Genomic DNA, 22408 nt, shown 5'->3' with positions numbered 1-22408 from the left:
GTCCCCGCTCCGGCCGACACGCCGCCGGGCCGGGCGGCCGCCTACGCGCGTGCGTTCCGCAGGGCAGACAGGTCCTGCCCCGCGAGATCGGCGCGGGAACGCAGTTCCTCCCCGACGGCCCGCAGGACGGGCAGGCGGGCCGCGCCGGTCGCCAGCCCCACGTCCTTGGCGGCCAGCTCCACGGTGTAGTGCGCGGAGTCCGACAGGGTCCGCCGTACCGCACCCCCCATCGGCCCGGCGGCCAGCGCCTCCCGGGCTCCGGCCGGGTCGACGCCGAGGGCGTCCGCCAGGCGCAGGGACTCCGCGACGACCGCGACGCCGCCGATCACCGCGTTGATGAGGACCACCTTGAGCGCGGCCCCCGAACCGGAGGGACCGCAGCGGCGCACCGAGCCGAAGCGTTCCAGGACCTCGGCGGCCGGACCCTCCAGCTCCCCGCCGGCCAGCACCTGGAGTGATCCGGAGGCCGCCGCGTCGACGCTGCCCATCACGGGGGCGTCGACCAGCCGCACGCCTTCGGGGAGCCGGTCGCGCAGGGTGGCCACCGCGTCGGGGCCGACCGTCGACATCTCCACCCAGACGGTCCCGTGCCCCAGCGCGGGCAGCAGTTCGTCGGTGACGTCGTCGAGCGCCCGAGGGCCGGAGAGCATGGTGACGACGAGCCCGACGCCGAGGACCGCCTCGGTGGGGGAGTGGGCCACCCGAGCCCCCTCCGCGCGCAACGGCTCGGCCCTGGCGGCTGTCCGGTTCCATACCGTCAGCGGGTGTCCGGCCGCCAGCAGGCGACGGGCCATCGGCGTTCCCATGGAGCCGAGGCCGAGAAAGGCGATGCGTTCCATGCCGTGATGTTAGGGGATGGCCGGAATGTCCCTGGTGGTCACGGCGCCCGGCGCGTGCCCCGAGCTCCCCATTTGTCCGAGCGGGGGACTGCCCCCTTCGCCACACCGGGAAACGCCTGAGCTGGCCCCGTGCGAGAGCTCGTGCCCGGCGCGCCGAGGGCACGCACGCCCCCTCCACCACGGACGGCGTGCAGAAGGTGGCGGACGCCCCCTGTGACCGGGGCCGGCGACGCGCGGTGGGCCGTGCCCCGCGTCGGCCGGGTGCGTGCGACGTGCCGCGTCGTCTGCGGCGGCTCCCGCCGGGCCCCGTCACCCGCCGCCCGGCGACCCCGCCCGTGTCGCGAGGTACCGGCGCAGGTGGTCGGCGGTCGCGGTGCCGCCCGCCTCGGCGACGTCCCGCGGGCGTCCCCGGGCGACGATGCGGCCGCCGTCGTCGCCCGCGCCCGGGCCGAGGTCCAAGACCCAGTCCGCGGCGGCGACGGTGCGCAGGTCGTGCTCGGCCACGACGACCGTGTTGCCCTCGTCCACCAGGCGCTGGAGGTGGCCGACGAGGAGGTCGACATCGGCCGGGTGCAGGCCGGAGGTGGGTTCGTCGAGCAGGTACAGGCTGTGGCCGCGCGGCGCCCGGTGCAGTTCGCTCACCAGCTTGATCCGCTGCGCCTCGCCGCCGGAGAGCGTGGTGGCGCTCTGGCCCAGCGTCAGGTAGCCGAGGCCGATGTCGGCCAGCAGGTCCAGGATGCGGGCGGCGGGCTGCACGTCGTGCAGGAAGTCCTGGGCCTCCTCCACGCTCATCGCCAGCACGTCCGCGATGGTCCGGTCGCGGTGACGCACCATGAGCGTGCCCGGGTTGTAGCGGGCGCCCTCGCAGACCGGGCACGGGGAGGTCTCGGTGGGCAGGAAGAGGAGCTCGACGCTGACGACCCCGTCGCCCAGGCAGTGCGGACAGCGCCCCTGGGGCACGTTGAAGGAGAACCGGCTAGCGGTGTAACCGAGTTCACGTGCCGTCGGCTGGGCGGCGTACAGCTTGCGGACGCTGTCGAACAGCCCGGTGTAGGTGGCCAGGTTGGAGCGGGGGGTGCGGCCGATGGGCTTCTGGTCCACGACCACCAGCCGGTCGACGTGCTCCAGGCCCGCGCCGGACCGCACCGTCACCCGGTCCTCGGACAGGGCCCAGGCGGGAACGCCGTCCTCCTCCTCGTCGTTCTGCGCCGTGGCGCGGTCCGCCTCGCCGTCCCCGTGCAGGTGGCCGCGGACCGTCTCGGCCAGGGCGCGCCGGACGAGGGTCGACTTCCCGGATCCGGAGACCCCGGTGACGGCGGTCAGGGTGCCGAGCGGGAAGTCAGCGTCCAGGTCGCGGAGGTTGTTGCCGGTGACCCCGCGCAGCCGCAGCTGTCCGGCCGGCTGCCGCGGCTCCTTCGGCGCGGGTGCGGGCGGCGCGTCCGGCGCGAGGTACCGGGCGGTCACCGAGTCGCGCACGGCGCCCAGTTCACGGGCGGGCCCGTTGTGGAGGACCCGCCCGCCGTGCCGGCCGGCGCCCGGCCCCATGTCGACGATCCAGTCGGCCGAGGCGAGCACCTGCGCGTTGTGTTCCACCACGAAGACGCTGTTGCCGCTCCCCCGGAGCCGCCGCAGGGCGGTGAGCAGCAACTCCGTGTCGGAGGCGTGCAGTCCGGCCGAGGGCTCGTCCAGCACGTACAGCACGCCGAACAGGCCGCTGCGCAGCTGGGTTGCCATGTGCAGCCGCTGGAGTTCTCCGCCGGAGAGGGTCGAGGTGGTGCGCGCCGTGGCCAGGTAGCCGAGCCCCAGGTCCACCAGGGTGCCCAGCTGGTCCTGGAGACTCGCGATCAGCGCGTGCCCGGCCTGCCTGCGCCCGGCCGGGAGGGCCAGGGTGTCGGGGTGGCCGCGCACCTGCTCCAAAAAGGCCGAGAGCCGCGCCAGCGGCAGCGAGGTGGCGTACGCGATGTCCTGCCCGGCGAGCGTCACCTCCAGCGCCTCGGGTTTGAGGCGCTTGCCGTGGCAGGCAGGGCAGAGCTCCTGGGTCATGAACGAGGCGGCCTTCGCCCGCAGGTGCGCGGCCTTGGAGGTGGCGAAGGTGTGGCTGACCCACTTGCGCGGGCTCATGTACGTGCCCTGGTAGGTGCGGGCGACGCGGTGGGCGTCGCGCACCGGGTGGACGGTGACCGTCGGCTGCTCGTCGGTGGTCAGCAGCCACTCCCGGCGCTCGGCCGGGAGCGTGTGGAAGGGCGCGTCGATGTCGATGCCGAGTTCGGCGAGGATGTCGCGGTAGTTCTTGCCCTGCCACGCCCCCGGCCACGCCGCGATGGCGCCCTCCCGGATGCTCAGCGAGTCGTCCCCCACCAGTGCGGCCTCGTCGACCGTGTGCAGTCGGCCCAGGCCCGAGCAGGTCGGGCAGGCGCCCACCGCGGTGTTGGGCGAGAAGCTGTCCGAGTCCAGCGGGGCGGCGTCGCGCGGGAAGGTCCCGGCCAGGTCCTCCGGGGTCCGCCCGGCCGGATAGGTGCCGGCCCGGGAGTACAGCATGCGCAGCACGTTGGAGACGCGGCTCACGGTGCCCACCGTCGAGCGGGTGCTGCCGCCGCTGTGCTGCTGGCGCAGGGCGACGGCGGGTGGCAGGCCGGTGATCGAGCCGACCTTCGGGGCGGAACCCTGGTCGATCAGCCGCCGGGCGTAGGGCGCGACGGATTCCAGGTACCGCTGCTGGGCCTCGGCGTAGAGGGTCGCGAAGGCGAGCGAGGACTTGCCGGAGCCGGAGACCCCGGTGAAGGCCACCACCCGGTCGCGGGGGATGTCCACGTCGACGTGGCGCAGGTTGTGCTCCGCGGCGTCCCGGACCTTGATCAGCCCGTCCTCACCGGCGTCCGGCGCCCCGGCGGACGACGGGGCGGATACCGGCCGGGAGGAAGGGGGCATGGCGCTCAACGTACCTTCGGGGGCCGGACCCCGCCATCGGCGTCCGGTGGCCGGGTGACCGGCGGCAGGAGTGGCGGGAGGGACGGCGCCCGAGCGGCCCGCACGGAGTCACGTGCGGGCCGTGGGACGCTGCTCGCCGACGGCTCAGGCGTCGGCGAGGCCGAGCGTGCGGCGGGTGAGCAGCCCCAGCATGGCGGTGGCCTCGCTGACCTCCCGCGGGACGGGCCCGGCGCTGTACGCCATGTAGTAGGTGCGCTCCACCGTCCACCACAGGGCGACCACCAGGGCGTGCGCGTCGCCCGCGGTGGGCAGGGCGCCGCGTTCCCGGTCGCGGGAGACGACGGGCGTGAACGCGTCGCCCAGCGCGACGGAGGCGGCCCGCCAGTCGTCCCGGGTCTCGTCGTCCTCGCCGATGAACTCGCAGGCCGCCACGAGCAGTTGGCCCTGGTCCTGCCAGACGTCGCGGATCGTGTCGAGGAAGACCGCGAGGAGCTCCTCCGTGCGGGCGCCCTCGGTCCCCGCGGCCCGCCGGACCGGCGTCAGCACGCGGTCGTCCAGCACCCGCAGCGCCGCTTCGACCACCGCGTGCTCGTTGCCGCAGTAGAAGTACATCGAGGGGCGGTACGGGTCGAGCGGACCCTCGCCGCGACCGGCCGCGCGGGGCTCGGTACGTCCGCCGCCGTGCTGTTCCGCTTGGCTCGGCTGCCGTTCCCTGGCCAGCATCTGAAGTCTCCGTATCCGGTCCGTGGGCTGGGCGAAGACGGCCGACAGAGGGCCGACTGCGCTGAGAACAGTACACGGGGTCCGGCCCCCCTCACCCGGCCCGTCCCGATCCCTCCGGGGCAGGCCCGGAGGGATGGCCGGGAGCCCTTGCCGACGTGGCGTCAGGGAACGGTGTCGTACCAGGTCAGGGGCGCAGGACCAGCCGGACCGGGTCGCCCTCCTTGGTCTCCGTGCGCCGCACCGCCTCGGCCGCCTGCTCCAGTGGCAGCACGCCGGAGACGGAGCGGGAGAAGTCGAGCCGTCCGCCGCCGGCCAGCGCCACCAGTTGCGGCACGTGGTGCTCGTCCGACCCGTAGTGGCCGCGGATCTGCTGCTGGAGGTAGCTGAAGAGCGTGCCGTCGGCCACGGTGAGCGGGTGGGCGGTGAGGCCGACCAGCACCAGCCGTCCCTTCGGGCCCAGCACCGTCAGCGCCTGCTCGCGCACGGCCGGGACCCCCGCGAAGTCGAACGCGGCCGCCAGTCCGGTGCCCCCGGTCAGCGCCAGCAGCCTCGCCCGCAGCTCCGGGTCGGCCGCGCCGAAGGCCGCGTCCGCGCCGAAGGCCAGCGCCCGCTCCCGGGCCGCCGGTGCCGGATCGACGGCCACCACCGGGTACGCGCCGATCGCCCGCAGCAGCTGCACGCCGTGCGCGCCGAGCCCTCCCACGCCCCACACGCCCACCGCTTCCCCGGGACGCACGTCACCGGTGCCGGTGATCGCCGCCCACGGCGTCGACACGGCGTCCGGGATGATCGCCGCCTGGTTGAAGGGGATGGCGTCGGGGAGCCGGACCAGCGTGGTGGCGGTCGCCAGCGCGTACTCGGCCCAGCCGCCGTCGTAGTCGACGCCGCGGGTGTACGTCGTCCCGTTCCGTGACTCCCCGGCCTGGAGCACCACCCGCTCCCCGGGTTCCCAGCCGGCCACGCCCTCGCCTGCCGCGTCGACCGTGCCCGCCACCTCGTGGCCCAGGGTCACCGTCTCCCCCTCCAGGTAGAGCGGGCTCAAAGTGCCGTCGATCAGGTGGACGTCCGACAGGCACACGCCCGCCGCCTCGACCTTCACCCGGACCTGACCCGGTCCCGGAACGGGCTTCGGCACGTCCTCGACGGACAGGGTGCGGGAGGGGACGTGGAGGCGCGCGGCGCGCATGGTGTCCATGGTCAGGGGCCTTTCTCGCGGTACGGCGGGCGCCCGCCGCCGGACGGCGCGACACCCACCGTCCAACGTACTCCCGCACCGGCGGCACCACCCGGCGAGGAGCCCCGCGGCCCGCCGGAACCGGCGCGTATGACCCTGGCCCGCCGGGGCATCAGGTGTCCATGACAACCAGAGCGCAAGACCCCCGACCGCGCCGCGCCGCATGGGTCCGCGCCCTGGCGCGCGCCCTGGTCGTGACAGTGGCCTTCGCCGCCATGGTGGCCTTCTCGGTCGTCCTCGCGCAGGTGACGCTCACGCCCTCACCCGCCTCGGCCGACCTGGTCCACGCCAACCTCACCCCCGGCCGCTCCCTGCGCAGCTACGCCGAGGACTACACCTTCCTCGCCGCCCTCAAGCAGGCCGGCGGCAACCTCCTCCTCGGCTTCCCCTTCGGCCTGCTGCTGCCGGTGCTGGTCGCCCGCCGGTTGCGGCTGCTGCGGGTGGTCGGACTGACCGCCGTCGTCATGGTCCTGGTGGAGCTGGCGCAGGGCTCCGTGGTGGAGGGCCGCGCCTTCGACATCGACGACGTCCTCCTCAACACGGGCGGCGCCCTCCTCGCCTACCTGCTCCTCGGCCGCCGGATCGGCCACCGCTACCACTCCCTCGCCGGCGCCACGGCCGACGAGGCGCCCCGCCCCGGCCCCGCCGAGCCCGCGCCCGCCCCGGACAAGGCCCCGGCCGCGGCCCGAGCGGGGCGCCTCGCCGGGCTGCGGAACCGGTTCCGGCGCGGCGGGGCCAGGCCGGCAGCCGGTGCCGTGCAGGCGGGGAGGAAGCCGGCGCCCTGACCGGAGTACCGGCTCACCCCGCCGGACCCGGCCCGCTGGCGCGGCCCCCGGACCAGCCGGAGGCTCGGACGAGCAGCCGAGCCGAGAAGGGGAGTCCATGGCGCCGGACCGTCAGCCCGCCCCGGCGCGAGGCGTCCGCCACGGCCCCCGGCCCTGGCTGGTCATCTTCGTGGTCGGCCTGTTGCTGTGGCTGCTGACCGTCGCCGTCACCTTCTCCACCCGCAACGCCAACCTCATCCCCACCCTGGTGCTCCTCGGCAGCTTCCTGGTGCCGGTCACCTTCGTGGCGTGGGCCTTCGACCGGGCCGGGCCCGACGGCGTGCTGACCCCGCAGCGCCTCATGGCGGCCTTCCTGGCCGGCGGCACCCTCGGCGTGCTGGGCGCCTCCGTACTGGAGTCCTCGCTCCTGCGTCCCTCGCCGTGGATGTGGCTGGGCGTCGGGCTCATCGAGGAGGGCGTGAAGATCGCCGCGCTCTGGCTGATGGCGGCCAGGCTGCGCCCGCACCGGCCGCGCGACGGCATGGTCCTCGGCGCCGCCGTCGGCTTCGGCTTCGCCGCGCTGGAGTCCTCCGGCTACGCGCTGACCGCCCTGCTCACCGTGAAGGGCCTGTCGCTGACCGACCTGGTGCAGACCGAGATCCTGCGCGGCCTGCTCGCCCCCTTCGGGCACGGCCTGTGGACGGCGATCGCGGGCGGTGTGCTCTTCGCCGCCTCCGCCCGGTCCGGGAGGCTGCGGCTGACCGGCTCGGTGGTCGCGGCCTGGCTCGGGCTCTCCGTGCTGCACGCGCTGTGGGACGCCATGCACGCGGTCGCCGCCGCACTCGCCCTGCTGTTCACCGGCACCGACTGGCAGTGGCACCTGCTGGAGACGGGCTACGTGCCCCGGCCCACCTCCGCCCAGGTCGGCTTCATCACCGGCCTCCAGTGGGGCGGCTGGCTGGTGGTCAGCCTGGTCGCGCTCGGCTGGCTGCGCGCCCTCGCCCGGCGCTCCCGCCCGCTGGACGCCGCCGCGGGAGAGCGCACCGCCCCGTCGTGGCCGGGCTGGGGAGAGCGCTGAGCCCCGCCCGGCGGGCGGGGCTCAGCGGCCGGGGTGTCCGGGACTACCAGATCTCGTCGACCCACTCCGGGTGGTCGATGAACGGGTTGCGGTTGTGCTGGTACTGCTCGAAGATCACGTCGTTGCGCCGCTGCTCGAAGCTGTCCGGCGGGTCCTCCTGACTCCACTGCTTCAGCACCGACAGCCGCCCCATGTAGGGCTGCGAGCCGTTGTCGACCTGGTCGTTGGGCTCCAGGTCCGGGAAGGAGTCGGTGCCCTCGTACCGCACCGCCATGTAGAGGATCATGCGCGCCACGTCGCCCTTGACCTCGTCGCGGGGCTCGAACGAGTCGCCGTCGGTGAAGTTGCCGGGCGCGTCGGAGAGCTCCGAGCCGCCCTCGTCGAAGTCCTTGTTGCCGCGCGTGGAGTTGACCTGGACATCCGTGGGGCGCAGGTGGTGGATGTCGGTGCCGGGTCCGGTGGAGGTACCGAAGTCGCCGTGGGACTTGGCCCAGACGTGCTCGCGGTTCCACTGGCCGCTGCCGCCGCCGTTGCTGTCCTTGGACTGCGAACGGCCGGTGTACAGGAGGACCACGTTCGAGGAGTCCTCGGGGTCCTCGTCGGTGTCCTTGAGCGCGTCCCAGACCTGGCTGTACGACAGCTTGGTCTGGTCGCTGATGATGGTGTTCAGCGCCGACTTCAGTTCTTCGCCCGACTTGCCGAGCGCGTCCTGGTAGTACGTGTCGTCCAGTACGACGGCGGTGGCGGTGGCGGTGGCGGTGGCGGTCGCGGCGGGCGCGGTGGCGGGATCGCCGGTCACCGGCCCGGCGGCACCGAGCGTGCCGATCAGCGCGCCGGCCGCCAGCACTGCCAGCACGGGCCGACGGCCGGGGATATGACGACGGGACATGTGGGGTGTCCTCTCGGTACGGACACCGCTCGGCCGCCGGAGTGGGGGAGGGGCCGGGCGGTGGGCGTGTGTGGCTTTCCGGTCTGCCGGAGCTTTCCACAGCGCCCGCCGCACCGTATGAACACCCTGTATCCATCATGTGCAGGTCAAGTGTCGAGTGGGGTGCGCCGGTTCTCCCCTGACCGGCCGTCACCACCCGTCCGTGCCGCCGTCACCATCCGTCGCGGCGGATCACGCTCCCCACGGGCGGCGGCGCACCGGTCCGAACCGCCCGCGCGCCACCCCACCGGGATCGCCGCGAAGGTCTTCACGCCCTTCGGGATCGCCAGCTCCTCCTTCCCCTCGTGCTCGCTCCAGCATCAGGCGCCAGCTGGTGGTGTCGGCCGCGAGCCCGAGCCGGCGCGCTGCCAGCAGCAGGTTCTGCGCTCCGGGACAGACGCTCGACGCCTCGGTCAGCGACAGGATCCGCTTCTGCCGCCGCGCCGGCCGCAGTGAGGCGGCCGCCCCCAGTGCCGTCGCCGACTCCTTCGGCCCGGCCGCCTCCGGCTTCAGTGCCGGCCAGCGGTAGCAGGGGATGACCAGCGCGGGCGTCTCGGCGAAGTGGTCGCGCTGGTGGCGGACGGTCGGCCACCGTCCGCGCGTACGCCGCCGGGTCCATCCCCTCGGGCACCGCACGGCCCGCCGTCGCCAGGTAGGCGTCCACGCGCCGCGCCCACAGCGGGGCCGGCCGCGCCGTCACCGCCCGGTCGGTCGCCACCACGTACCGGCAGCCCTGCGCGTCGGAGCCGCTCGGCCCCGCACCGCCGCCTGCACCAGCCGCTCCAGCAGCCCGCCGGGGACCGGGTCGGGCTTCAGCCGGCGCATCGCCCGCAGCGTCGACCGGGGCGAGAACAGGCCAGGGTCCGCCGGTCTTCCGGGATCGTCCATGGCCGGGAGCGTACGGACGCGCCCGTCCCCGGCCCACCCTCCTCCGCTAGCCTGGACGGACGATGAACCGTCTGACCACGGAGTGGGGCACGCACGACCTCACCCGCTTCCCCGAGGACCCCCGCGACCCGTTCCGCGCCTGGGACGCCGCCGACGCCTACCTCCTGCGCCACCTCGCGCAGAGTGGTGCCCTGGCCGGTGCCGACGGCCGGGACCGGCCGGACGGCGGCGCGCTCGTCGTCGCCCTGGACCGCTGGGGCGCCCTCACCACCGCCCTCGCCGCGCACCGGCCGGTCCAGATCAGCGACTCCCACCTCGCCCGCTCCGCCACCCGCGCCAACCTCGCGCGCGCCGGGGCCGGCGACCCGCAGGCCGCCGGGGTCGGTCTGCTCACCACCCAGGACGCGCCGCCCGAGCGGATCGACGTGCTCCTCGTCCGCGTCCCGAAGAGCCTCGCCCTGCTGGAGGACCAGCTCCACCGGCTCGCCCCCGCGCTGCACGCCGGCTCGCTCGTCGTCGGCACCGGTATGGTCAAGGAGATCCACACCTCCACCCTGCGTCTCTTCGAGCGGATCGTCGGGCCCACCCGCACCTCCCTGGCCGAGCAGAAGGCACGCCTCATCCACGCCACGGTGGCCCGCCGCGAGAACCGCGCCCCGAGCCCCTGGCCGCTGCGGTACGCGCTGCCGGACGGCATCGGAGCCATGTCCGGCCGCACCGTCACCAACCACGCCGGGATCTTCTGCGCCGACCGCCTCGACATCGGCACCCGCTTCTTCCTCGGGCAGCTCCCGGCCCCCGCCGGCCCCGCCCGGGTGGTGGACCTCGGCTGCGGCAACGGCGTCGTCGGCACCGCCGTCGCCCGCACCAGCCCCGAGGCGGAGATCGTCTTCGTCGACGAGTCCCACCAGGCCGTCGCCTCCGCCGAGCGGACCTTCCGCGACAACGCTCCCGACCCGCTGCGCGGCACCTTCCTGGTCACCGACGGCCTCTCCGACCCGGCCGCCGTCGCCGGCTCCTCCGTCGACCTGGTGCTGACCAACCCGCCCTTCCACTCCCACCAGGCCGTCACCGACGCCACCGCCCGCCGGATGTTCGCCGGAGCCCGGCGCGTGCTGCGGCCCGGTGGCGAGCTGTGGGTCGTCGCCAACCGCCACCTCGGCCACCACCAGAGGCTGCGGCGCCTCTTCGGGAACTGCGCGACCGTCGCCTCCGACCCGAAGTTCGTCGTCCTGCGGGCCGTCAAGGGCTGACCGCCGCGGCGCCGGCACCTCCCCGGCGCCGCGGCGACCGGTCGCCGTCAGTCCGACGAGCGGACCCAGCCGTCCGCCTCGATCCGCGCCGCGTCCCCGGGCCGCCGCTCGTCGAAACGGACCCGGCGCCCCTCGGTCACCCGCACCGCGTCGACGTAGACACCCCGGCCCACGTACAGCCGGTCGGTCGTGTACCGCCAGCGCAGCCGTACCCGGCTCCCGCGCCACCGGTCCAGGTCCGCCTCCAGTTCGTGCCAGACACGGCCCGACCAGCCGCCCGCCGTCCCCTCGGGGTGCTCGGACGGCTCCCCGCCCCGGCGGCGGGTGGTGAACGCCAGCGGCTCCCACGTCTCTCCGCCGGCCGACACCTCCAGCGCCAGCGGGTCGGCGCCCGGTTCGGTGTCCCACCACAGGCCGCAGCGCAGCCGCGCCCCGCCGCCGGACAGCTTCAGCGGTGGCAGTGCGAGGACCGCCGTGGTGTCCGAGGCCATCTGGGAGAACCAGGCCGTCCGCCCCGTGCGCGGCCTCACCGGCACCGCCCGTGCCATCCGGTCGGCCGCCGCCACCCGGGGCGCGCTGCCGGAGCGCCAGGAACGCACCGGGTGCACCGAGTTGCCGAGCACCACCAGGAAGGAGTCGGTACTCGGGTCGAGCACCAGGCTCGTCCCGGTGAAGCCGGTGTGCCCCGCCGACCGGGGCGTCGCCATCGCTCCCATGTACCAGTGCTGGTACAGCTCGAACCCCAGGCCGTGCGCGTCGCCGGGGAACTCCGGGGTGAAGTCCCGGAACATCAGCTCCACGGACTCCTCGCGCAGGATCCGCCGCCCGCCGTACACACCCCCGTTCAACAGGGTCCGCCCCAGCACGGCCAGGTCCCACGCGCAGGAGAACACCCCGGCGTGCCCCGCCACCCCGCCCATGGCGAAGGCGTTCTCGTCGTGCACCTCACCGCGGATCATGCCCCGGTCCAGCCCCGCCCAGGGCGGCCGGGAGTCCTCCGTGGCCGCGATCTTCGGCCGCCACGAGGCGGGCGGGTTGTAGCGGGTCCGGGTCATGCCGAGCGGCCCGGTGATCTCCTCGCGCAGCAGCTCGTCCAGGGGCGTCCCCGTCACCTCCTCCAGCAGCAGCTGGAGAGTGATCAGGTTGAGGTCCGAGTAGAGGTACGCGGTGCCCGGTCCGGCCACCAGTTCCTGCGCCCAGATCCGCGCCAGCCGCGCCTCGTGCGTCGGTTCCTCGTACAGCGGGATCCACGACGGGAACCCCGAGGTGTGCGTGAGCAGCTGCACCACCGTCACCCCGGCCTTGCCGCCGCCGGCGAACCGGGGCAGGTACGAGGCGACCGGGGCGCCGAGCTCCAGTTCCCCGCGCTCCAGCCGCCGCACCGCCAGCAGCGAGGTGAACAGCTTCGAGACGGAGGCCAGGTCGAAGACGGTGTCCTCGGCCATCGGCACCTGCCGCTCGGGGGGCAGCTCCACCCCGGTGTCGGCCACCTCGTCGTACCGCTCGTAGCGCACCGCGTGCCCGATCGGCTCGTGCAGCGCCACCGTGCCGCCACGCCCGGCCAGCAGCACCGCCCCGGCGTACCAGGGGTGCGTGGGGGAGGGGCCGAGGAACCGCTCCGCGTCGGTGACCAGCCGGCGCAGCTGCCCCGCCAGCAGTCCGGCACGCCGGGCGCTGCCGCGCCGCAGCGTCGTCGCACCCCTGGCCCCCGCCCCCGGCGCGGCGGGGACCGCCGCGGCCGGACCGGCGGGGAACGGCACCAGGGCCACCGCCCCGCCGAGTGCCAGTGCCGCCGTTCCCAGACGGCGCCGGGAGACCCCGCCCGCCCACCGACCGTCCTCCGGCTGCTCGGCCATGAACCGCACCCCCTGAAAGAATCTTTCGAGATGACGCCCGACCCGCGAAACTTTCATGTCATGACGGGTCCGTGTCAACCCTGCCGCCCGCTCCGCCGCGGGCCGCCCGCCGCCCGGCAACCGGCCCACGCCAAACCCCCCGAAAGGACGAAGGTCCTGCCCCTAGGGACCAGCGGCCCGGGGCACGTCCCCGCGCGCGGGGCAAAGCTGGAACGAAGGAGGTCCCCATGCCCCAGCCCGCCCACCGGCCCCCCACCGGACACCTCGCGCCCAGGAGCACCGCATGACCAGGCCCGTACTCGTCGGCATCGACGGCTCCGAGGAGAGCCTCGACGCGGTCGCCGCCGCCGCCCGCGAGGCGGCCGACCGGGGCTGCCCGCTGCGCATCGTCCACGCCTTCATCTGGCCGATGCTCCACGTCCAGCTCACCGCCTCCGCGCTCGGCCCCACCGAGGGCGGCCTCCTCAACCAGGCCAGGACCTTCCTCGACGAAGCCGTCGCCCGCGCCGAGGCCACCGTGCCCGGCCTGGAGACCGACCCCGAACTCATCACCGGGGAAGCCCTCTCCGTCCTCGCCGCGGAGTCCCGCGACGCGGTCCTCACCGTCGTCGCCAGCCGGGGCCTGGGCGGGTTCAGCAGCCTCCTCCTCGGCTCCACCGCCATCCACCTCGCCGCCCACGGCGAGAGCCCCGTCCTGGTCCTGCGCGGACGGCCCGACCCGCAGGGCCCCGTCGTCCTCGGCCTCGACGGCTCCCCGCAGGCCGACGGCGCCGTCGGCTTCGCCTTCGCCACCGCCGCCCGCCGTGCCGCGCCGCTCGTCGCCCTGCACGCCTGGAGCAACTGGACCCAGCCCGCCCACCGCAACCCCGGCGAACCCATGCCCCTCGTCACCGACCTGGACCGCCTCCAGGAGGACGAGCAGCGCCTGCTCGCCGAGGCACTCGCCGGATGGCAGGCCCGCTATCCGCAGGTCCAGGTCGAACGCCGTCTGCTCCGCTCCCGGACCAGGCCCGCCCTGATCGAGGCCAGCCGCACCGCCCAGCTGATCGTCGTCGGCGCCCGGGGCCGGGGCGGCTTCGCCGGACTGCTGCTCGGCTCCGCCAGCCAGGCCCTGCTCCACCACGCCGACTGCCCCGTCGCCGTCATCCGCGACGTGCCCGCCGACAGCTGACCCGGCTCGCGGCGCGCCCGCGGAGCCCGTCTCCCGGGACGCGCCGCAACCGGCGGCCGCACCACCCTTGACCGGCCCACCCGGGCGGGCCGAGGATCACGCCCATGACGGCACCCCAAGGCAACACCGTCGACGGAGTGCTGCGCCGCAGCGCCCGCCGCACCCCGCGCGCCACCGCCCTGCGCTACGCCGACCGCGTCTGGAGCTACGCCGAGCTCGACGGCGCCGTCTCGGCCGCCGCCCAGGTCCTCACCGCCCGCGGCCTCGCCCCCGGCGACCGCGTCGCCGCCTACGGCCACAACTCCGACGCGTACCTCATCGGCTTCCTCGCCTGCTCGCGCGCCGGCCTGATCCACGTGCCCGTCAACCAGAACCTCACCGGCGCCGGCCTCACCCACATCCTCACCAGCTCCGGCAGCCGCACCGTCCTCGCCGACCCCGCCCTCGCCGGGCACCTGCCCGACGGCACGGACGTGCTGCCGCTGCGCGACACCGACGACTCGCTGCTCGCCCTGCTCGCCGAGGCGCCCCCGTACGACGGTCCCGAGCCCGCCCCCGAGGCCGTCGCCCAGCTCCTCTACACCTCCGGCACCACCGCCCTGCCCAAGGGCGCGATGATGAGCCACCGCGCCCTGGTCCACGCCTACACCAGTGCCCTGCACACCCTCGGCCTGAGCGCCCAGGACCGCCCGTTGCACACGCTGCCGCTCTACCACTCGGCGCAGATGCACGTCTTCCTGCTGCCCTACCTCGCCGTCGGCGCCGACAACACCGTCCTCGACGGACCCGACCCCGAGACCGTGCTCTCCCTCGTGGAGGCGGGACGCGCCGACTCCCTCTTCGCCCCGCCCACGGTCTGGATCGCCCTCTCCCAGCACCCCTCGTTCGCCACCCGGGACCTGACCGCCCTGCGCAAGGCGTTCTACGGCGCCTCGATCATGCCGGTCCCCGTGCTGGAACGGCTCCGCGCCCGCCTGCCGGAACTCGCCTTCTCCAACTGCTTCGGGCAGAGCGAGATCGGACCGCTCGCCCTGGTCCTCGGCCCCGACGAGCACGAGGGCCGCCTCGACTCCTGCGGCCGGCCCGTCCTCTTCGTCGAGGCCCGCGTCGTGGACGAGGACGGCGCGGAGGTCCCCGACGGCACCCCCGGCGAGATCGTCTACCGCTCCCCGCAGCTGTGCGACGGCTACTGGGGTCTGCCCGAGGAGAGCGCCGAGGCGTTCCGCGGCGGCTGGTTCCACTCCGGCGACCTCGCCGTCCGCGACGAGGACGGCTACTTCACCGTCGTCGACCGGCTCAAGGACGTCATCAACTCCGGCGGCGTCCTGGTCGCCTCGCGCCAGGTCGAGGACGCCCTCTACACCCACCCGGCCGTCGCCGAGACCGCCGTCGTGGGCCTCCCGGACGACAAGTGGATCGAGGCCGTCACCGCCGTCGTCGTCACCCGCGCGGAGACCACCGAGGCCGAACTGCTCGCCCACACCCGCGAGCGCCTCGCCTCGTTCCAGACGCCCAAGCGGATCGTCTTCGCCGACGCTCTCCCGCGCAACGCCAGCGGCAAGATCCTCAAACGCGAACTCCGCGACCGCCTCGGCTGACCCCGGCCCCGCCCCCCGGCCCGCTCCGCCGGGGGCCACTCGGCCGCGACACGGGACCAAGGTCCCTCCCTTCCGGCCCCGGACTGAGCGAAGCTGGCAGCGGAACCAGCCGCACCACCGCTGCGCCCCGGAGGCGAGAACCATGAGCACCCTGCCCGTCATCGCGGCCGTCGACGGATCCGACGACAGCAACCGCGCCCTGGAATGGGCCCTGGAGGAGGCCCGTCTGCGCGAGGCCCCCCTCCGCATCGTCCACGCCGTCCGCACCGCCACCCCGCGCGGTGCCGAACCCCCCGCCGGGGCCGACGCCCCCGACAGCTCCGTCATCGTCGAGACGCGCCAGGTCCTCGCCGGACGTCCCGGGCTGCCCGACGTCTCCTTCGCCACCCTCGACTCCAGCGCCGCCTCGATCCTCCCCGAGCTCGGTGCCGAGGCCCAGCTCCTGGTGCTCGGCTCCCGCGGCCGCGGCGGCTTCGCCAGCCTCCTCCTCGGCTCCAACGGCATGGCCTGCGCCCGCGACGCCGACAGCCCCGTCGTCGTCGTGCCCCGCCCCGGCCGAGAGGTCCACACCGACGCCCCGGAGCCCGCGCCCGGCACTCGCGTCGTCCTCGGGATGTCCGCCGAGTTCCCGGACCCGGCCGGCCCCGGTCCCGACCCGGTCCTCGCCTTCGCCTTCCGCGAGGCCGCGATGCGCTCCGCCCGGCTGCACGTCGTCTGCGCGTACCCGTGGCCCGTGATCGCCTGGGCCGCCGCGGGCGAGTACATGCCCTCCGCCGCCGACCAGGAGGCCGCCGAGGCGGAGTGCCGCCAGCTCGTCACCGAGCGCGTCGCCACCCTGAAGGACACCTACCCGCAGGTCACCGTGGAGGCCCAGGTCGCGCCCGGGGACGCCGCCGGCCACCTGGTCGCCGCCGCCCGTGGCGCCGAACTGGTGGTCGTCGGCCGCCACCGGCCCCGCGCCTTCTCGCCCGTGCGGATGCTCGGCTCGGTCACCCACGCCGTCCTTCTGCACGCGCCCGCCCCTGTCGCCGTCGTCCCCACCGCCCAGGAACTGGCGGAAGCCGCCGCGTCCACCGGCGAGGACGCCGCCTGACCCGACGGGCCCGCGCCCGGCCCGGCCGGACGCGGGCCCCGGCACCCCGTACTCCGCCCCGCCAGGGCCGCCGGCCCTCGCGTCAACGGCCCGCATCCCCACCGGCACCGCCCGCCGCACGGCACGGCTGTGCACGTACCATGGCGGCATGTCCTTCCTCCGCCGCCGCAGCGCCGCCACACCAGCGGGCCCGGACTTCGACGTCCTGGCCATGGACCCCGAGGACTGGCCGGGCAATCTCGGCGCGGGGCTGCTGCCCGCGCCCGACGGCTCCTGCCAGGGCGTCTTTCTGCGCTACGACCTGTTCGGCGGCCGGGGACCCGCGATGGTCATCGGCAACCTCCCGGAGGGCTCCCCCGCCCGTGACCTCGCCGACAAGCAGCCCCCGTTCGAGGTGGCCCAGCTCCTCCTCGCCCTCGGCAACGACGAGGAGACCGAGGTCGTCGACACCGAGGACGTCCCCGTGATGCAGGGCGACAACCTGCTGATCGTGCGCCGCGTGAAGCTCTCCGAGAGCCGCGTCTCCTGCGTCCAGTTCGACCGCAGTGACAACGTCCTGGTCACCGTCGCCGCCTGGGACCGACCCATCACCGACGACCTGTACGCCCTCCTCAAGCCGCTGCCCGCCGAACTCTTCCAGCAGGGCTGAGCACCACGCACACCACACCGGCCGGGAACCGCCTCAGCGGTCCCCGGCCGGCGCCGTTCCCGCGCCTCTCAGCGACGCGCCGCACGCACCACCACGTCGTCGGCCCGCACGTAGCCGACCCGGTGCCCGTACTGGATCTCGTAGTACCGCAGCTTCCCGCGCACCACCGTGTGCCCGCTCGTGTCGAACGTCGGCGAGAAGTAGTACTCGCCCGGGACCTGCCCGCCGGTGGCGTACCGCTGGCCGGCCGCGATCCGGTACGGCAGCGGCACCAGCTCCTGCGGGGTGACGCCCGCCGGGTACGCCTCCTTCTCCGGGTACGCCCTGCCGTACACCGGGGCCTCCGCGAGGCCCGGCCTCGGTGTCAGCACCCGGCCCGAGGCGGGCACGGCCACCGGCGTCCGGCGCGGGTTCTTGAACCACGCCTTCTGCCCGAGGTACCAGATCGCGGTCCACTCGCCGCGCCGCTCCGCGACCGCGTAGCTCTGCCCTGCCGAGACCCGCGAGCCCAGGTCGTTGACGTCGATGGTGGACGGCGAGCCGTCCGGCCGCAGCCCGATGTCCTGGACCAGCGGCGCGTCCTCACGCGGCGCCGTGTACACCCGCACCGCGCTGGAGCCGTGCGACGCGCAGGGCTCCCCCGCCTTCTGGCAGCCGGTGAACTCGGGGCGGTTCGTCGCGTACCGCGGGGCGATCGTCACCAGTTCGGAGTTCTTCCCCGCCGACGCCCTCAGCGGCGCCCCGAGGAGCTGGAAGTAGTGCTGCCAGTCCCAGTACGGTCCGGGGTCGGTGTGCATCCCCGGGATCGTCTCCGCAGTGGTCCCCGGCACCGTGTCGTGCCCGAGGATGTGCTGCCGGTCCAGCGGGATGCCGTACTTCTTCGCCAGGTACGAGACCAGCCGCGCCGAGGTCCGGTACATCGCCTCCGTGTACCAGGCGTCCGGGTCGGCGAGGAAGCCCTCGTGCTCCAGCCCGATCGACTTGGCGTTGGTGTACCAGTTGCCGGCGTGCCAGCCCACGTCCTTGGTCCGCACGTGCTGCGCGATGTGCCCGTCGGTGGAGCGCAGCGAGTAGTGCCACGAGACGTACTCCGGGTCCTGCACCAGTTCCAGCGTGGTGTCCCAGGTCGCCTCGGTGTCGTGGATGACGATGGAGTCGATCCGCGCGCTGCGCGGCCGGTCCGCCTTGTCGTGGTTGCCGTAGTCGCCCTCGCCGAACTCCTCGTACGGGGCGGGCAGCCACTCGCAGGAGACGGTGCGCGGGCACTCCACCGAGCCCCTCGCGCCGCTCTCACGCAGCCCGAGGCCCGCCGTCTGGGAGGCGTCCGCCACCGCTCCGGGCTGCGGCGCCAGAACCACCCGGACGCCGCTGTCGGTGGTCCGCGCCTCGCCGGAGCGCAGTACCGAGAAGACCTCGTCGGCGTAGGCCGTGGCGGTCGCCCGGTCCTCGGCGCCGGAGAACGCCGCCACCGCGCCGTACCAGTCGGCCGCGTCCCCGCCGGGGGCCGCCCCGCGCTCCCGCTGCGCCTCGGCCAGCAGCGCGGCACCGCCGCGGATGTTGGCGGCCGGATCGCTGCGCAGCCGCTCGGCCGGCAGCCCGCTCAGCCGCGCCGCCTGGCGCAGCGTCGTCAGCCGCTCCGGGAGCTCCTCGCCGGCCGGCGGCAGGACCGGCTCCGGGGCGCGGGCGGGCCGGGACCCGTCACCCCGCGCGTCCTCGCCGTGCTCCCCGTGGTGGCCCGTCGACCGGGCCAGCGCCGTGCGGGCGTCGGTCAGGTGCATCGGCCCGTAACCGCCGGTGACACTCGGCCTGCCCCGGTGGGTGTCCCACCGTGACTGGAGGTAGGAGACGCCCAGCAGCACGCTCTCGGGCACCCGGTACTCGCGGGCCGCCGCCGCGAACGCCCCCTGGAGCCCGGTGCCCGCCTCCGCCGGGGCAGGGCCGGGGGCCGCGCCCAGCAACGGCAGCACCAGCGCGGCGCTGGCCAGCGCCGCCACCCCCGTCCTGCGGGCTCTGCGCCCGCCCGCGCCGGAGAGAGCAGGGACGTTTCTTCGCACAGGGCCTCCTGGGACGGGGCCGCGCGCCGCCCGGACGCGCGGAACAGCGGGAGCCCGGACCGCGGCGCGTACCTGATCACCGAAGCGGGGCGTGGACCAGTGGTACCGACTTGACGATGATCCGTCAACAGTCGTCCGGGGGCGCCTTTCCGGCGCCCGGCACGCCCGCACGGCCACCCTTGCGGCCCCTTCCCGAAGCGCAGGTACTCCTGCCTGGGGTGCGTCACAGGAGTACACCTCTGCCGCCCGCGTCCCGGGTGCAGCGGCGCGGTCCGCCCCCGTCAAGGGCGGACCGCGCCGCTGCACCCGGGGACGGACGTCAGCGCGTGCCCACCGCCGCCCGCACCGCACGGCGGACCATCGCCCAGTCGTCGTGCAGCCGGCGCAGCAGCAGCCGCTGCTCCTCACCGGCCGGGGCGGCACCCGCCCGGGCCGGGCCCGCGGGGGTGTCCCGCATGCTGCGCTGCACCGCCGACTCGCACGCCCGGATCTCGCGGGTCAGCACCAGCATCAGGTTGACCAGGAACGCGTCGCGCGCCGCCGGGCCGTTGCTCTGGGCGAGGTGGCTGATCTGCTGACGGGCCATCGGGGCCTCCCCGGCCACCGCCCACAGCGTCGCCAGGTCGTACCCGGGCAGGTACCAGCCGGCCTCCTCCCAGTCGACCAGCACGGGGCCGGCGGGCGAGAGGAGGATGTTCGACAGGAGAGCGTCACCGTGGCAGAACTCGCGGGTGGCGACCCGGCCCGCGGAGCGGGCGATGCCGTGCAGCAGCTTCTGGAGGTCGCCGAGGTCGCGGTCGGTCAGCAGCCCCAGTGCGTGGAAGCGGGAGATCCGCTCCGCGTAGTCCAGCGGAGCACCGAACATCCCGGTCGGCGGCCGCCACTGGTTGAGGCGGCGCACCGCGCCGAGCACGGCCCGCAGGTCGGCCGCGGGCGGCGCCTCCACCGGGTGGCGCTGGAGCGCCGCCGCCCGGCCCGCCATCCGCTCGATCACCAGCGTCCCGTTGTCCGGGTCGGCGGCGACCAGCCGCGGGACCCGTACCGGCGGGCGGTGCCGGACGAACGAACGGTACGTCGCTATCTCGTGCCTGATCCGCGCCGTCCGCTCGGCCGACTGATCCACTGAACACTTGGCGACCGCGGTGGTGCGCCCGCTCGTCCCGACCAGCAGGACGGAGCGCGGGCTGCGCCGCAGCACCTGGACCGGGTGGAACTCCGGGCAGACGCGGTGCACGGCGGCGACGGCCGAACGCAACTGCGCGCCCTGCGGGCCGGACAGGTCCAGCCTTCCGCTGAGCTGTGGTGTGCCGAGCCCCGGGACGCGTCGGGTCCGACCGGAGGCGAGCACTGTGGCCGCAGGGCGCGCGGGGTCGAGGTACGGGCCGCTGCCCGACGGGGTGGCTTCCCTCGCCCGGGGCGGGCGGGTGCCGAGCGGCGGCCGGGACGGGGCGGACACGGAGGACGATGCTGCGTACATGAGCCTGACAGATCCCTTCGTGTGCCTGGTGAGGTGCGCGCCCGCCCGGCCCGGTCACCGGGCCGCACCCTGGGGAGTGCGGGGGACGGCCACCGGGTCGGGGAGGCGCATGTCTACCTGACACCCGCCCCCCGGTGGCACACCATCTGGCGCACCCTGGCGAACCCTGGCGAATAGTCGCTCAGCAACTGACAGGGGGTTACTGTCAACTCAGCCGAGAACCTGGGGGCTTGACGTGAGCGGACAACCCAACACCCGCCTTGCGGACCACTTCGGCCTGACCGGCTGGTCCAAGGGGGAACTCGCCCGGCTCGTGAACCGGCAGGCGGCGGCCATGGGCCACCCCCAGCTGGCGACCGACACCTCGCGGGTCCGGCGCTGGATCGACACGGGAGAGATCCCGCGCGACCCGGTGCCCACCGTGCTGGCGGCCCTGTTCACCGAGCAACTCGGCCGTGTCGTGACCATCGAGGATCTCGGTCTGGTTCGACGCGGGCGCACGGGGAAACGGCGGCCGGGCGGGAGCGGCGAGCGCTCCGACGGCGTGCCATGGGCGCCCGAGCGAACGGCTGCGGTCCTCACCGAATTCACGGGAATGGACCTCATGCTCAACCGACGAGGCTTGATGGGCGCGGGCGCCGCGCTCACCGCGGGCTCCGTGCTCTCCACCGCCATGTACGACTGGCTCCAGGCCGACCCCGCTGCCCCCTCCGCCCTGCCGGGCCCCCGGGCCGGCTACGCCGACCAGGCCGGCTTCGACCGTTACGAGGCGGCTCCGGTCGGCTCCCAGGAGGTCGCCGAACTCGAACACTCCGTCGACATCTTCCGTGCCTGGGACGCCTCCCGGGGCGGCGGCCTCCAGCGCAAGGCCGTGGTCGGCCAGCTCAACGAGGTCGGCGGCATGCTCTCCTACCGCCATCCGGACCACCTTCAGCGCCGTCTGTGGGGCGTGGCCGCCAACCTCGCCGTCCTGGCCGGCTGGATGTCCCACGACGTGGGCCTGGAGCCCACCGCGCAGAAGTACTTCGTCATCGCCACCCACGCCGCCCGTGAGGGCGGCGACCGCCCACGCGCCGGCGAGGCGCTCTCGCGCGCCGCCCGCCAGATGGTGCACCTCGGCAGGCCGGACGAGGCGCTCGACCTCATGAAGCTGGCCAAGACCGGCTCCGGTGAGGAGGCGCTGCCGCGAACCCGCGCCATGTTCCGCACCATCGAGGCGTGGGCGCAGGCGGCGATGGGCCGGGGCCAGGCCGTGCGCCGCACCCTCGGCGAGGCCGAGACGCTCTTCGTCTCCGACCGCGGCGACAAGGAGCCGCCCAACTGGATGCAGATGTTCGACAAGGCCGACCTGCACGGTATGCAGGCCCTCGCCTACCGGACCCTCGCCGAGCACGAGCCGGCGGCGGCCAAGCAGGCCGAGCACCACGCCAAGATCGCCCTGGAGCTGCGCTCGGAGCAGCGGGAGCGGTCGAAGATCTTCGACCACCTCTCGCTCGCCTCCGCCTGCTTCATCGCCGACGATCCGGAGCAGGCCGACCGCTACGCGCGGCTGGCCCTCGCCTCGATGAGCGACAACTCCTCGCACCGCACCTGGGACCGGCTGCGGGAGATGTACCGGCTCACCGCGCACTACGCGGGCTCACCGAGGATCGAGAGTCTCCGCGAGGAGATCGAGATGGTCATGCCGAGCGATCAGCCCAAGCCCGTCGGCGGCCGGCGCGCCGCCCCGGCCTGACGCGCCCGGCTCACCACGCAAGCCCCACCCGCGACACCCGGCCCGCCGCGTGCTTCCGAGGCGTCGTGGACGGAGGTTCTCACCGGCGACCGGCGACCGGCGACCGGCGCATGTCCGGGCGCCCGGACACCCGTCGGCGT

16 protein-coding genes and 1 pseudogene are annotated in these 22408 nt (G+C 74.9%); 8 read left to right on the top strand and 9 right to left on the bottom strand.

What is annotated here, in order from left to right:
• Positions 1–41: 41 nt before the first annotated feature.
• From Sdia_RS18940 to Sdia_RS18925, 4 genes are all read right to left on the bottom strand, one after another.
• Positions 42–839 (bottom strand): NAD(P)-dependent oxidoreductase, encoded by a 798-nt coding sequence (locus Sdia_RS18940; RefSeq protein ID WP_100454069.1) that lies wholly within the window; start codon positions 837–839, stop codon positions 42–44.
• A gap of 309 nt (positions 840–1148) precedes the next feature.
• Positions 1149–3767, bottom strand: coding sequence for an excinuclease ABC subunit UvrA (locus tag Sdia_RS18935; RefSeq protein ID WP_185393634.1), 2619 nt, complete (start codon positions 3765–3767; stop codon positions 1149–1151).
• A 144-nt stretch (positions 3768–3911) separates the two neighbouring features.
• The gene (locus tag Sdia_RS18930; RefSeq protein WP_181844092.1) at positions 3912–4490 is read right to left on the bottom strand and encodes a TetR family transcriptional regulator; all 579 of its coding nucleotides are present in this window, start codon (positions 4488–4490) and stop codon (positions 3912–3914) included.
• Positions 4491–4674: 184 nt separating this feature from the next.
• Entirely contained in the window at positions 4675–5685 is a 1011-nt protein-coding gene (locus Sdia_RS18925) for a zinc-binding dehydrogenase (RefSeq protein ID WP_115069405.1), read from the bottom strand.
• Between the two features lie 161 nt (positions 5686–5846).
• Between Sdia_RS18925 and Sdia_RS18920 the strand changes: the two genes are divergently transcribed.
• Together Sdia_RS18920 and Sdia_RS18915 are read left to right on the top strand one after the other, a co-directional pair.
• A complete protein-coding gene (locus Sdia_RS18920; RefSeq protein WP_189500223.1) occupies positions 5847–6509 on the top strand; it encodes a VanZ family protein in 663 nt (220 codons plus the stop codon).
• Between the two features lie 97 nt (positions 6510–6606).
• Entirely contained in the window at positions 6607–7566 is a 960-nt protein-coding gene (locus Sdia_RS18915; RefSeq protein ID WP_189500224.1) for a PrsW family intramembrane metalloprotease, read from the top strand.
• Between the two features lie 43 nt (positions 7567–7609).
• On the opposite strand, the gene Sdia_RS18910 is transcribed toward Sdia_RS18915, so the two are convergent.
• A complete protein-coding gene (locus tag Sdia_RS18910) occupies positions 7610–8455 on the bottom strand; it encodes an endonuclease I family protein (RefSeq protein WP_189500225.1) in 846 nt (281 codons plus the stop codon).
• Positions 8456–8666: 211 nt separating this feature from the next.
• Positions 8667–9382: pseudogene (locus tag Sdia_RS18905) on the bottom strand (nitroreductase family protein).
• Between the two features lie 62 nt (positions 9383–9444).
• On the opposite strand from Sdia_RS18905, the gene Sdia_RS18900 reads away from it, so the two are divergent.
• Positions 9445–10635 carry a methyltransferase gene (locus tag Sdia_RS18900; protein ID WP_189500226.1) on the top strand — a complete coding sequence of 397 codons (1191 nt, stop codon included), beginning with the start codon at positions 9445–9447 and terminating at the stop codon, positions 10633–10635.
• Between the two features lie 47 nt (positions 10636–10682).
• On the opposite strand, the gene Sdia_RS18895 is transcribed toward Sdia_RS18900, so the two are convergent.
• Positions 10683–12491, bottom strand: a complete 1809-nt coding sequence (locus Sdia_RS18895; protein ID WP_189500227.1) for a serine hydrolase domain-containing protein — start codon at positions 12489–12491, stop codon at positions 10683–10685.
• Between the two features lie 283 nt (positions 12492–12774).
• Between Sdia_RS18895 and Sdia_RS18890 the strand changes: the two genes are divergently transcribed.
• From Sdia_RS18890 to Sdia_RS18875, 4 genes are all read left to right on the top strand, one after another.
• Positions 12775–13662 (top strand): universal stress protein, encoded by an 888-nt coding sequence (locus tag Sdia_RS18890; protein ID WP_100454085.1) that lies wholly within the window; start codon positions 12775–12777, stop codon positions 13660–13662.
• Between the two features lie 104 nt (positions 13663–13766).
• Complete coding sequence (locus Sdia_RS18885; RefSeq protein ID WP_124287773.1) at positions 13767–15260, top strand: fatty acyl-CoA synthetase; 1494 nt, start codon at positions 13767–13769, stop codon at positions 15258–15260.
• A gap of 142 nt (positions 15261–15402) precedes the next feature.
• Complete coding sequence (locus Sdia_RS18880; RefSeq protein ID WP_100454089.1) at positions 15403–16353, top strand: universal stress protein; 951 nt, start codon at positions 15403–15405, stop codon at positions 16351–16353.
• A gap of 148 nt (positions 16354–16501) precedes the next feature.
• On the top strand, positions 16502–17002 hold the full coding sequence (locus Sdia_RS18875; RefSeq protein WP_100454091.1) for a hypothetical protein: 501 nt from the start codon (positions 16502–16504) through the stop codon (positions 17000–17002).
• A gap of 68 nt (positions 17003–17070) precedes the next feature.
• Here Sdia_RS18875 and Sdia_RS18870 read toward each other — a convergent pair whose 3' ends face one another.
• Positions 17071–18996, bottom strand: a complete 1926-nt coding sequence (locus Sdia_RS18870) for an N-acetylmuramoyl-L-alanine amidase (RefSeq protein ID WP_100454092.1) — start codon at positions 18994–18996, stop codon at positions 17071–17073.
• Positions 18997–19375: 379 nt separating this feature from the next.
• Positions 19376–20533: an aminoglycoside phosphotransferase family protein gene (locus tag Sdia_RS18865; RefSeq protein WP_100454094.1), complete on the bottom strand. Its 1158-nt coding sequence runs from the start codon at positions 20531–20533 to the stop codon at positions 19376–19378.
• Between the two features lie 235 nt (positions 20534–20768).
• Here Sdia_RS18865 and Sdia_RS18860 point away from each other — a divergent pair, with 235 nt between their 5' ends.
• On the top strand, positions 20769–22268 hold the full coding sequence (locus Sdia_RS18860; RefSeq protein WP_100454096.1) for a DNA-binding protein NsdB: 1500 nt from the start codon (positions 20769–20771) through the stop codon (positions 22266–22268).
• Positions 22269–22408: the final 140 nt, after the last annotated feature.

Origin of the sequence: Streptomyces diastaticus subsp. diastaticus, from assembly GCF_011170125.1 — a bacterium.
In the GTDB taxonomy this organism is placed as follows: Bacteria; Actinomycetota; Actinomycetes; order Streptomycetales; family Streptomycetaceae; genus Streptomyces; species Streptomyces diastaticus.
Note: the sequence above shows the minus strand (reverse complement) of the source record. Positions and strands in the feature narration are given on the sequence as shown.